Origin of the sequence: Falsiphaeobacter marinintestinus, from assembly GCF_007923355.1 — a bacterium.
Lineage (GTDB): Bacteria > Pseudomonadota > Alphaproteobacteria > Rhodobacterales > Rhodobacteraceae > Phaeobacter_A > Phaeobacter_A marinintestinus.
Map to the genome: position 1 here is coordinate 178,813 of NZ_VOGO01000004.1, position 12,221 is coordinate 191,033.

11 protein-coding genes are annotated in these 12,221 nt (G+C 58.1%); 5 read left to right on the top strand and 6 right to left on the bottom strand.

From position 1 onward, the window contains the following. Positions 1-83: 83 nt before the first annotated feature. From FOY56_RS10645 to FOY56_RS10655, 3 genes are all read right to left on the bottom strand, one after another. Complete coding sequence (locus tag FOY56_RS10645; RefSeq protein WP_222434978.1) at positions 84-1,628, bottom strand: DUF1254 domain-containing protein; 1,545 nt, start codon at positions 1,626-1,628, stop codon at positions 84-86. Positions 1,629-1,821: 193 nt separating this feature from the next. Continuing rightward, on the bottom strand, positions 1,822-2,079 hold the full coding sequence (locus tag FOY56_RS10650; RefSeq protein ID WP_186766308.1) for a type II toxin-antitoxin system prevent-host-death family antitoxin: 258 nt from the start codon (positions 2,077-2,079) through the stop codon (positions 1,822-1,824). A 178-nt stretch (positions 2,080-2,257) separates the two neighbouring features. Then, complete coding sequence (locus FOY56_RS10655) at positions 2,258-3,715, bottom strand: amidase (RefSeq protein ID WP_146345826.1); 1,458 nt, start codon at positions 3,713-3,715, stop codon at positions 2,258-2,260. 132 nt (positions 3,716-3,847) lie between these two features. On the opposite strand from FOY56_RS10655, the gene FOY56_RS10660 reads away from it, so the two are divergent. Then, complete coding sequence (locus FOY56_RS10660) at positions 3,848-4,360, top strand: thioesterase family protein (protein WP_146345827.1); 513 nt, start codon at positions 3,848-3,850, stop codon at positions 4,358-4,360. A gap of 54 nt (positions 4,361-4,414) precedes the next feature. On the opposite strand, the gene FOY56_RS10665 is transcribed toward FOY56_RS10660, so the two are convergent. Together FOY56_RS10665 and FOY56_RS10670 are read right to left on the bottom strand one after the other, a co-directional pair. After that, entirely contained in the window at positions 4,415-4,723 is a 309-nt protein-coding gene (locus FOY56_RS10665) for an EthD family reductase (protein WP_146345828.1), read from the bottom strand. Between the two features lie 87 nt (positions 4,724-4,810). Then, positions 4,811-5,704 carry a LysR family transcriptional regulator gene (locus tag FOY56_RS10670; protein WP_146345829.1) on the bottom strand — a complete coding sequence of 298 codons (894 nt, stop codon included), beginning with the start codon at positions 5,702-5,704 and terminating at the stop codon, positions 4,811-4,813. Positions 5,705-5,924: 220 nt separating this feature from the next. On the opposite strand from FOY56_RS10670, the gene FOY56_RS10675 reads away from it, so the two are divergent. The 4 genes from FOY56_RS10675 to FOY56_RS10690 all read left to right on the top strand — a co-directional run bounded on the left by FOY56_RS10675 (position 5,925) and on the right by FOY56_RS10690 (position 10,633). Further along, the gene (locus tag FOY56_RS10675) at positions 5,925-6,932 is read left to right on the top strand and encodes an AraC family transcriptional regulator (RefSeq protein ID WP_186766309.1); all 1,008 of its coding nucleotides are present in this window, start codon (positions 5,925-5,927) and stop codon (positions 6,930-6,932) included. 503 nt (positions 6,933-7,435) lie between these two features. Then, complete coding sequence (locus FOY56_RS10680; protein WP_246139456.1) at positions 7,436-8,224, top strand: sugar transferase; 789 nt, start codon at positions 7,436-7,438, stop codon at positions 8,222-8,224. Between the two features lie 69 nt (positions 8,225-8,293). Further along, positions 8,294-9,241 carry a CpsD/CapB family tyrosine-protein kinase gene (locus FOY56_RS10685; protein ID WP_146345831.1) on the top strand — a complete coding sequence of 316 codons (948 nt, stop codon included), beginning with the start codon at positions 8,294-8,296 and terminating at the stop codon, positions 9,239-9,241. A 123-nt stretch (positions 9,242-9,364) separates the two neighbouring features. Further along, on the top strand, positions 9,365-10,633 hold the full coding sequence (locus FOY56_RS10690; RefSeq protein ID WP_146345832.1) for a GumC family protein: 1,269 nt from the start codon (positions 9,365-9,367) through the stop codon (positions 10,631-10,633). Between the two features lie 10 nt (positions 10,634-10,643). Here the strand turns inward: FOY56_RS10690 and FOY56_RS10695 are convergent, their stop codons facing one another. Further along, positions 10,644-12,005 carry an oligosaccharide flippase family protein gene (locus FOY56_RS10695; RefSeq protein ID WP_146345833.1) on the bottom strand — a complete coding sequence of 454 codons (1,362 nt, stop codon included), beginning with the start codon at positions 12,003-12,005 and terminating at the stop codon, positions 10,644-10,646. Positions 12,006-12,221 lie beyond the last annotated feature (216 nt).

A 12,221-nucleotide genomic window follows, 5' to 3' on the forward strand; every position in this document is an offset into this window, starting at 1 on the left:
CGGAACGCCCGGAAAAAGAAAAGGCGGCGCCAAACTGACGCCGCCCAAAACCATTTGGTTCAAGGGTTATCCCAATCACTCTGCTAGTCGCAAGAGCAGGCACCAGTGCTCTTGGCATAGTCGATCAATTCGATCTCACCCGGGCGCCAGGTCTGGTCGAACCAGGACTCAAGCGGCCCATAAAGCCGGAAGATCGTATTCCACCCTTTGCCGGGCACCGTCTGGACCCAGTTGCTTTCCTTGCCTTCCGGAGCCTCGGGCGCAAAGTAAATGTCGTATGAGCCATCTTCGTTCTGGGCGACATCCGTATCATTGCTGCCGATCGCCGGGAATTGCGCATCGGTCTGCAACATCGACCGGGTCTGGTTGTCATACAGCGTGAACGACCAGAAATCCTTGGCTGGTACGTCTTTCGGCACATTTACCTTATAGGTCTTTGAGCCGTCCAACGGGTTTCCATTCGAGTCGAGATAGGTAAAGGCGTATTGTGACCCTTTGCCAACCTTCTTGAGCGCCATCGCTGGCGTAATCCCGGTCGCATAGAAATGAAACCCAGCACGAATGTCATGTACCGTTACGCCATCCAGTTCCCACGTATAGGCACCACCGGGAAACGCTGTCAGCCAATAGCTTTCGCCGGGATACCAGTAAAACCGTTCGTCACGCGGCTTGGAAACGATTGTCTTGACGGTGACCGAACCCGCGCTTGCAGCGGCCTTTAGGATTGCACGCATACGTTCATCGGGCGCAAATTCCTGCCCCTTCACGATGCCAATCGCAGCCAGATGACCAAGAAGCTCAGGGCGTTCTCCCATCAGGGGTTCAGCCTGAACAACATCGTTGATTTCGTCAAAGATGTTTTCATCCATGCGGTGGATCGTGTTCATGAACTGACCCGACGCATTCACAAAGTTCATATCCGGTGGGTTATCCTTTTGCGACAGAGGGTACATCCGGAACAACTCTTTGGTGTTGTTTATCGCGTCATCCGTTGATCCGTCCTTTTGGTACCCTCTCCAGATCACCCAGTTTCCATAGGTCGTGGTCGGCGCCACGTGATATCCGTCCGGGATCTCGCCGTCGTAACCCGGGGGCAAGACCAGAAACTTGCCACCTTTGCCTTCGTCAGGTCCAAGGTTCCCGAAATCGATCACATAACGGAACCAGTGATCGTTGATGAACCCCAGCACGTTGGGTGGTGTTTCGATGACCATCGGCTCATCGCCCAGTTCCAACCACGAGAACATGTAGACACTGGTTGTGTTGGCGGTCAGAAACAGTGCCTTCGAATCCATAAGGCCTTCAAACAGAACAGCCGTCGTATTCGCCGGGCCAAATTCAAGGATGCCTTTGCGAATGGCGTCCATCGACGCGATCTTTGTTCCATCCAGGAACGCCTGATAGGCATGCGTGAAGTCGAGCAGGTTGTAAACCTTCTGCGCCGACTCCACGTCTGGCACCCCGTCAAAGAAATTCAGTGCACCCACACGTGTCTGAATGTTGTCAGGCGTCGTAACCCCGTCGGGGATTTCGGTTGTCATCTTCATTGTGGGCACTTCTTGTGCCGATGTGACGCCCGCACTCAATCCAATGGATAGCACCGCAGCGATGTGCAGTTTTCTTAGCATTCAGTCTTCCTCCCCAGGGTTCTTTCGTTCTCAGACTATGACCTGAATTCGGAGAAACACCATGAAAATATCCTGAACAGGACGATCTGGCACAAAATGAGTGGCCGTCATTTTCATACCAGTGTCATGGGCTTAAGTGTATTTTATTCGGCTTCGAACATGTCCCCAGCCGCATCTGGTGGCCAGTCATTGACTAGCTCGACCTCTCAACCTCCTCCATCCCCTCCCGAATGATCCGCCAGCGCAGCATCTCTTCTGCGATTTGCAGGGCTTTGTAATCCATCGACCGGGTGGCGGCGTTGTCCAGCAGGGTCAGGTCCGACATCGGCACCAGCCCGGCGCGTTCGCGGCCGTTTTTCAGGATCACGAACCGGGACTGGTCGTATTGGGCGGCGCGGACATATCGGCCAAGGTTGTCGCGTAGCTGGGTCAGGGTGACCATCTGGATCATTGGGCTAATCTCCGAAAGCCCGACCATCCTGACCTCAAACGGTTAACGCGGCCTGTTCAGACCGTGCGCAACCTGCCAATCGTACGAAACCGCGGGCAAACTCCCCAAAGCGCCCAAATCAGGCCCATTTGCGGGAGTCCGGATCGTACGAAACGCCGCCGAAACCCTCCAATCCGGTTCAGCCCGTGCGCACCCCGCCCAGCACCAGACTCTGCTGTTTGTCCCACCAGGGGGCCGCGCGTTCGATCTGACCACACAGCGACATCAGTTCTGCGTCCTCGCCAAACCGCATCGCCAGATGCACGCCAACCGGCAAATCATCCGCGCTCCAGTGCAGCGGCAAAGACACCGCAGGTTGCCCCGACGCGTTGAAAATCGCGGTGAAGGGCGAGTATTCAAACACCCCGCCAGGACCATTGCGATAGTCCACGAAGTCGTCATTGTCGGGCTTGAATTGCCCCACCACAGCCGGCGGCGCAGCCAGCGTCGGGGTCACCAGAACATCGCAATCCACCAAGGCCCGCGACATGCGACGGCCAAAGGCGTGGACCTCATTTACGGCCGCCAGATAGTCCGCTCCGGACACGGTTTCGGCATAGGCAATCGCCCCGCGCGTCACGCCTTCGATCATGGTCGGATCCAAGGGGCTTCCGCCCAGTTTTCCGTTTACACTCAATGCGGTACCGCAGGCCACGATTTTGGTCCAGGCCATCATCATGGCCTCGACATTCAGATCAAATCCCGGATTGAACGCCTCAACCTCATGGCCCAGCCCGGCCAGCAAAGTGGATGTAGCATCGACTGCGGCAATACACTCTGGATGCAAGGTTCCACCGCTCAGCGTCGTGTGGCTATAGCGCACCCGCAGCGGCGCAGGGTCCTTGCCCATGGCTTGCATAAAACTGCAGGGCATCGGCGGCGCCGCATAGGGCGCGCCAAGGTCCGGCCCGGCGCAGGCATCCAGCAACGCGGCTGTGTCGCGCAAGGACCGGGTCAGGAACCCGTCAATCGCCATCCCGCCCCAACCTTCACCCGCTTGCGGCCCATCCGGCAACCGCGCGCGCGTCGGTTTGAACCCGACCAGCCCGCAGGACGATGCCGGAATACGCACAGATCCACCGCCATCCGACCCATGCGCGGCCGGAACAATCCCTGCTGCCACCGCCGCCCCCGACCCGCCAGACGACCCGCCCGACGTGTGGTTGGTGTTCCATGGATTGCGCGTCGGCCCGTTGTAAACTTGGGATTCCGTCACCGGTCCGATGCCAAGTTCGGGCGACGTGGTGCGTGCGAAATTGACCATGCCAGTGGCCTGCATCCGCAAGAAGATCTCGGAATCATAGCCCCAGGTCATATCCGCGAACAGGCGCGACCCGTTGTTGGTGGGATAGGCGCGCGCCTCGGCCCCCAGATCCTTCATCAGGAACGGAATGCCCTTGAACGGCCCATCGGGCAGCCCGGACTGAATCGCCGAACGCGCCACGGCCTCTTGTTGATGAACAACGGCGTTCAAGGCCGGATTGCGCTCGGCTGTCAGCTCCAGCGCGATATCAAGCAGTTCATCCGGCGTCGCCTCGCCGGTTTCGACCAATGCAGCAAGGCCTGTCGCGTCTTTGGTAAGATAAATGTCTTTCATGGGGCCCTCTGCCATTGTCGCGTGTTCGGTCGTCAGAATGGCGGATGTCGTTCAAAAGGCAACTGTTCATGGCTTGGCGGACCATCACGTTCCGGGCAAAGTGACCCGCATGGTTCCAATTGCGAGGCAGTTATGAGCAGAGACCCGATTACCGGCCATGACGGGCCATACCCAGCGCCGGTCGAAGTGCAGAAACGGCAAGTCGAACAGGGGTGGATCGACTATAACGGGCATATGAATGTCGGCTATTATGGGATCGCCTTTGATCAGGCGTCGGACGTGTTGCTGTCAGACTATCTTGGCATCGGCGAAGAACATGCCGCCGCCAGCGGGCAGGGGCCTTACATCCTTCAGTCACATCAGCACTATCTGCGCGAGATGTTGGAGGGCGAGACGTTTGCGGTCCGCTTCCGGCTGCTGGATCATGATCGCAAGCGGCTGCATTTCTTTGCGGAAATGGTGTCGGACAGAACCGGCGACATCACGGCCACGCAGGAATCCATCCTGATGAACGTGGATCACGGCACGGGCCGATCTGCCGAATATCCTGACTGGGCGGTCCAACGGTTCGCCAGAATGAAAGCCGATCATGCCGGGTTAGAGCCGTCCCCTCAAATCGGAGCCCCTCTGGGCCTGCGCCGATAAAGGGGGCACGCCCCCGGGACGAAGTTCGGCCCCGGGGGCGCAGGGGCAAAGTTGCTAGCCGACGGCCTCGCCGATCAGGGTGAGGGGCTTAACGTTGGTGAAGTTCGGGATGTCAGCCAGAACAGGTCCGGACGCCTTCATGGCTGCGCCCATGGCCTCGTCACTTTTGAAGACGATCGACGCCACAGCATAGAACCCGGGCGGCACGTCTGGCCCGCCGGCAAGCCCTTTGGTGACCAGCGTTCGGTCGATATGCGGACCCATATGTTCCCCCACCAGCTGCATGTGTGTGGACAGATAATAGTCATAGTCAAAATTCGTGTCGTCCGAGATTGGGTACAACACCTGAAGTGTATTCGGCATGAACGTGGTCCTCCCTGAAATGCATAATAGATGCGTCGTCTATTTGGGCGCGCACCGTCGCCAATGTCAAAGTCAAAGACGTTCTGATCAATGCCGTCTTGGGGCCAGCGCGCCTGCGATATAGTCGACAAACGCCCTGACCTTGGGTTGTGTAAACTTGCCCGAGGCATGCAGGGCCGTGACGTCGGTGGACATAACCGGCAAAGCGGGCATCGCATCGACCAGAAGCCCCATCTCTATCGCGTCATCACACAAAAATCCGGGCAACCGGGCAATGCCAAGGCCAGAGATCGCCGCATCAAGCAGGGCTTGTCCGTCGTTCACTGTCAGGACCGGATCAACCGGGATCACCCGCATATCGCCATCGCAGGACACCAATCGCCATGTCTTGCCCGGACGGCTGGACCGGGTCAGCAGGCGATGGTCCTTCAGGTCATCCAGCAGGCGTGGTTCTCCGTGGCGGGCAATATAGGCCGGGCTTGCCACCAGTCTGGCACCATAGGTGAACAGTTTGCGCGCCAGCAAGGTACTGTCAGGCTGATGCCCACACCGGATGGCGACATCGATACCCTCGCCAATCATATCCAGCTTGCCATGCTCAAGCTCGATCCGAACCGAAATCCCCGGATAGAGCTCAAGGAACCCGCCCAGCTGTGGCGCGATGACGTGCACCGCAAGATCCGGTGGGGCCGCCACCGTCAGAACGCCGGTCGGAACGCCATGCAATTCTGCCACCAACGCGTCGGCGGCATCCGCTTCGGTCCGAACGCGGTTTGTACGGTCGTAATAAACCAGACCGATTTCTGTCGGATTGACCTTGCGGGTCGTGCGATTCAACAGTCGTGCGCCCAGACGACCCTCTAGCGCGGTGATGTGTTTTGACACGGCTGACTTGGACATTCCAAGTTCGCGGGCAGCGTCCGTAAAGCCGCCTTGCTCAACCACAGTCGCGAAAACTTCCATTTCTGTCAGGCGGTCCATTCGTCCTCCATTGCAAGTTGCCTTTAGGTCATGTGGGCAGGGGTGCGGCCAATGCACTTGGAAAACTGGACAGATTTTTCAGATTTTCGGCCAAAGTCGTTGCGATATCAGCTAGGTTCCTAAAATATCTCGGCATTCAATTTCGGAACGACCTCAATATGACACGCATTTACCTGAACGCTCCGCGCAAGAACACGACATGGTCAGGCAGGGCGGATCGGTGACCACAGGGCCAAACCACGGGGCATTCGCGGTAAAATACCTGGCGCAGTTTCTGCTGCGGGAAGGGTATTCCGAAGCGCAGATCTTTGAGGGGACCGGCGTCGGCCCGGACATTCTGACTCGCGATCACCCGGTTCTGCCGTTTCGCGAAATCGCGCAGTTCTTTGAAAACGCATCTCACCTGACCCAGAACGACATACTTGGCCATCAGCGCGGCCAGAAGCGCGATTTCCGCAAGGCGGGTCTGATCAGCTATGTCGGGATGTCGTCACCGACGATCCGCGATGCCCTTGGCAACATGATCCGCTACATGCGGGTGTTTTCTGACGCAGTCGAACTTGACCCGTCTGAACTGCAGCGCACCGGTAAACTGGTCTGGCGGTATGTCGTGCCGCATGACGTCAACCGTCGGCAGTTTGTCGAATTTGGCGCATCTGGCCTGATCCATGACTTACGGCTGGCCGCGAACCGGGATTTTTCGCCGCGCTGCGTGTCTTTCCGGCACGCGCGGCGGACAAACCTTGACGCGTTCGAAAGCTTTTTCAAAAGCGAAGTCCGGTTTGCAGACGCCGAGAACGCGGTTCATTTTGCGCCGAAGGATCTGGATCTGCCGCTGCTGACGGCTGACAATGATTTGCATCTGGTACTGCAGGATCACTGCGAAATGGTCTTGCGCGACAAATCCCGAAATGTCCCGTCGCTGATCCTTGATGTCGAGCGCGCAATTGCCGCCCATCTGACGGTCGGGCGGGCGACACATGTCCACGTCGCTTCGTCTCTGGGGATGAGCGCGCGCACGCTGTCGCGTCGACTTGCCGAAGAAGGCACCAGTTTCAAGGCGGCGCTGAATTCGTTGCGGGCATCGCTTGCGAAATCCTACCTGAAGGACAGCGATCTGACCCTGGCCGAGATTTCATATCTGCTCGGATATTCACAATCTGGGGCCTTCAACGATGCCTTCAGACGGTGGACGGGGAAAACTCCGGGCCAATTCCGCTCTCACTGATTTTCCCAGGATTTGACCGACAATCAGCGGGCAGTAGCCTTGGCTGACGTCGGGTCATGATTTGAAATTTTCGTAAGAATTTATACGTTTTAGGTGTAGGGTGACACAAAGTCGGTCAACTGATGGGGGGTTTGACGCGCATTTGATTCGGAAGGGGTTTGCCCTTTGATCTGTGAACAATCCGAATAATTCTGCTGCGATTGGTTCCTCATCCCGGTGAAAAAACAGGGTTTTTTCCCACTTATGAGGCAGGAAACAAACTGTTTATTCAGAAGTACTGAAAACTTTCGAGATCGGACGTACATTCAATCATGGCGATTTCAGGGCGAAAGTTGGCGCTGATTAGCTGCAACGGCAAAATGGCTCTGTGGGGGGCCTTAACCGCCAAGACAGATCGTATTCCCGGGGAGCTGCTTTTCCCGAGGTTGAAAGAAAATAAGACCGGTTGGACTGCATGCGCATGGACTGTGCCTGCACAGGACGCCGAGATGACTGGGTGACAGATGAAAGATGGGTTTCAGGAAAGCAATATGGTCGCGCTGCTTGATCGCAGCGAGATCAGCATCGCTGCATCATCCGCTCTGACCAATTTGTTGCCGAGCGCCGAGATCGCCGGGTTTCCCGGGAAAGCGGCCGCCAACGTAACGCACGCCCCGCGGTCTCTTCAACCTGACCAGAAAACTAGCGCGTATGGCCGGTTCGGCAAGCGGGTTCTTGATTTGTGTCTGGTCGCGATCTCACTGCCCGTTGCACTGCCGGTGATTTTGCTAAGCGCCATCGCGCTTTGGTTCGAAAGCGGCCTGCCGTTCTATCGTCAGAAACGACTGGGCGAACATGGGTCGGTCTTCCATCTGCTGAAACTGCGGACAATGGTTCGGGATGCGGACGGGATGCTGGAACGTGTCCTGGCGGATGATCCGCAAATGCGGGCCGAATGGGACGCGACCCAGAAGCTGAAGAACGACCCTCGCATTACCCATGTGGGCGCGTTCTTGCGGGCGACATCGCTGGACGAACTTCCGCAACTCTGGAATGTCCTGACCGGCGAGATGAGCCTTGTCGGCCCACGCCCGATGATGCCTGATCAATTGCCTTTGTATGGTGATCCGCAAGCCTATTTCGCGGTGAAACCGGGGATCACGGGATTGTGGCAGGTGTCGGCGCGCAACGAAAACCGGTTCGATTACCGGTGCCAGGTGGATGCCGCCTATTTCCAGTCTATTTCGCTTTGGACGGATGCTGCCATCATGTTTCGCACAGTGGGCGTGGTTGCACGCCGTACCGGGTACTGAACACGTCAGACGCCGAAACGTCCGGGGGCGCGGGGGGCCGGGCCAGAATGAGCATTTGGGGTAAGCGGTATGAAAGACTATGTTAAGTGGGCTGACGCGGGGGACCGGACCCTGCAACCGAACCTGGCCCAGTGGGAAGACCAAAAAGTAATGAGCGATGATCAGCAGGAAAGCCGGATCTTTCGCCGTAAGGCCGCCAACCGAAAGTTGGTGGCGGTGCATCAGCCCGAACCGGAAAAGATCACCGAACCCGTTCAGAAAAAAACATCGGCTAAACCGACTGTTGAAAACCTGCCGGTGCCGCTGCCCGAAGACTGGAATCGCCTGCATCAGGTCCGTCCCGGCGTGCGCAAGCACATCCTTGGCAATTTGCCTCTCATCAGCTTCTTTCGCGATGATCCGGCGGCCCGGGCCTTTGATCTGTTGCGGTCCAGATTGTTGCAGGGGATCAAATCGAAAGGCTGGAAGCGCGTTGCCATTGCGGCCCCGACCAAAGGTTGCGGTGCGACGTTTACGGCGGTGAATCTGGCGCTCAGCCTGGCACGCATTCCTGACAGCCGTGTCGTTCTGATGGATCTCAACATGCGCGACCCCGGTGTTGCCTCTGCCTTGGATATTCACGGACACGGCGACATGCACGGGTTTTTGCGGGGGGATGTGCCCACGGTCGATCATCTGGTGCGTGTCGGCGATACGCTGGCCCTGGGTCTTGCGGACAGCCCCGACCGTTTCGCGGCCGAACTGTTGCATGGAACCGGCGCGACCGAGACGCTTGAGGCGATGGTCGATACTGTGCATCCGGATGTGGTGATCTGCGATCTTCCGGCTGTGCTGTCGCATGACGACTTTGTGGCCTGTCTGGCCCATGTCGATTGTGTGCTGCTGGTGTCGGACGCAGAACAGACCACAGCGGCGCAGATTGCCGCCTGCGAAGAGGTCATGGGCGATCAGGTTGGCTTGTTGGGCGTGGTGTTGAACCGGGCCCGGCGGTCAAGCGTCGAAGACTACGACAGCTGATCCCTCCGGAACCGCGAATTCGCCATAGTTTTGCCGGTTTAATTTGGTCTAAACTCGACAAGGCCCGGCGAACGGGCGGGCAGTTTGCCGCCTTGGGCAAGTCCGATTTACAGGAAAAGGCGAATGGGTTCTATTTTTTCGCTTGATGATGCCATCGACATGCTGCGTCGTCGCGCAGTTGTGATTGCTATGGTCATCGTTCTTGGCAGTGTTTTGTCCGTGCTGTTCGCGCTTGGCCAACAGCACATGTATCGCTCGATCGAAGTCATCCAGTTCTCGCAACCCAAAATCGCGGACGAACTGGCGCGTTCGACCGCCGAAGGGTCATCGGCCCGGCGTCTGCAACTTATCGAACAACGCCTGATGGCGCGCGACAGCGTCCTTGAGATCATCGACAAATACGACCTTTATTCACAGTACCGTGGTCTGACCCAGGCCGAACTTGTGCTGAGACTGCGCCAGTCGGTGCGGGTTCAGGGAACCGCCGCGGCGCCCAGTGGCGGCTTTGACGATGGCGCGGTGTCGATCCTGACAATTTCCGCCGACATGCCCACCGCGTTGCAGGCCCAACAGGTCGCGCATGAAATCTCGCAACGCACAATCGAACTGACGAACGAATCCCGGATCGAACAGGCGCGTGAAACGCTGGCCTTCTTCGAAGCGCGGGCTGACACGTTGCGGGCTGAAATTGCGCGCGTGGATGACGAATTTGCGGCCTATCGCAATGCCAACGAAGTCTCGATGCCCGGCAGTATCGAATTCCGCCGCTCTGAAATCGCCACCATTAATCAGGGCCTGCTGGATATCGCGCGCGAGCGGATCGAGATCGAGCGCGCCGCCCAAAACGTCAGCGAGACCGAGCGTAAGGCGACAGCCGAGCGTAAACTGGCTGATTTCAACGAACAACTTGCCACGCTCGAAGCGCAACGTGTCCTTTTGGCTGATCGTAAGGCGGAACTTGAAGCCTCGGTTGAAACCGCCCCGGAAGTGGAACGGCGCGTCGGCGCGTATGAACGCGAACTGGAACAGCTGCAGGCCGAGCTTGATAACCTGGCCGAACGCCGTACCGAGGCTGAAGTCGGCTATCGGTTGGAAACACAGGCCCAGTCCGGGCGCCTGACCGTGCTGGAGCCAGCCACAATCCCGGATTATCCAATCACAGGCAGCCGCAAAAAGCTGGCGCTGATGGGGGGCGTGGCCAGCGTTGGCCTTGCCCTGCTTATCGCCTTCCTGCTCGATCTGCGTCGCCCGGTGATCCGCTCAGCCGCGCAGATGCAGCGCGAAATCGGCTTCCGTCCGGTGGTGTCGGTGCCGTTTCTTGACACCCGCCCCAAGCGAAAGTGGTTCGGGCTTGGACCGAAGGTCAAGCAGAAGGATGAAGCGGTTCTTTGATCGGGGACGCCTAGCTGGCCGCTGCCAGTGCAACGATCCGATCCCAGTGCAGCCAGATCGCAAGCGATGACGGAAAGATCGTCAGAACCGCAAAGATGGCATCATGCAGCGGATCCCAGACTCCGTGTTTGCGCGACAGCCAGACGACCATCGGATAGCTGATGACACTTGCCACCCCCATCCCGACAATCGCGCCAACCAGCCCGAAATAGGTGACTCCCAGCAGGATCGATCCGATTTGCGCCGCAGCGCGGGCCGCCGAATAGAAAAAATAAGACCGGCTGTCGCCTGCGGCCAAAGCGGCCTGATCATAGGTCACCACAATCATCGCAGGTGTCAGCAAACAGGCGATCAGAGTGACCATCGGCCCCGACAGCGTGTAACGTGCATCATACATCAGATCGACAAGGGCCGGCCCGAAGAACGCAAAGATCATCGACATCACAAGCAGGCTCATGGTGATGCCTGACCGCAGCTTGCGCAGGTTCAGGAAGTTCTTGCGCGACTCGCTTGCAGGCTTGTCTCGATAGACCGGGATCAGCAGCCGCCCGTTGATGTTTTGCGCCATCAGGGTCGGAAAGCTCGCTAGGAAAAAACCGATATTGTACAGGCCCAGCATCTCAAGCGGCAGGAATTTCCCAAGGATCACCCGGTCGCCCTGACTGGTGAAGAACCAGAATACGGTACTGAAAAACAGCCATTTGCCGAAATGCAGCAGGTTGCTTGCCGCCGCCGGTTCCAGCCGGAAGCGGTTTCTGTGCCCGGGCAGCAGATACCAGGTCAGAAACCACCGCACCGTGGTTTGTATGATCCCGCCCAACACCAGCGCGATCACCGATTGCGTGACCCAGGCCAGCCAGACCATCATCGCCACGCCCAGCACCTGACTGATCAGATCAAGGGCCGTCACCCGCCCGACCAACAGATGCCGGTGGGCGGTTTCAATCGCCGTCGTGTTGAACCCGCTGATCAAAACGGTCAGCCCGGCGATGGGCAGGTACAGCATAAGGTCCGGTTCGCCATAAAACTGTGCGGCGGGCCAGGCCAACATGCAGGTCACCACCCACAGAACACACCCGCGGATCACCTGAAGTGTCCAGGCGGTATCCAGAAAATCGGGGTCATCGCCGCGCGGGTTCTGCGCAATCGACGGCACCAGCCCGAAATCCGAAAACATCTGCAAGCCGACAAGGATCACGTTGACCAGCGTCATCAGACCGAAGGCTTCGGGGAACAACAGCCGCGTCAGGATCAGATTTGCGGCCAGCCGCAGGGCCTGATTGCCGCCATAGCCGATGACCAACCACGATCCGCCGCGCAGCACGCGCGACATCAGGCTGTTACCAAGAAAGATGGCGGAAACCCTGCTCATCTGGTCTGCGTCAGTCCTGTTCCCGAACACGTCCTGCCGAATCGGGGACGCTGCCTGTCAGTGATGGAACCAACTTAGCGTCATGCCATCTGGATGGTTACCCCGAGGTGCAGGGAAAAACGGTCCCGAATTCCCACGGTTGCGAAACAATCCTACCCCCGATCTGCCATTGACGGCACAGGCAGGCGGCACGCTTTTCACATTGGCTTTCAAAGG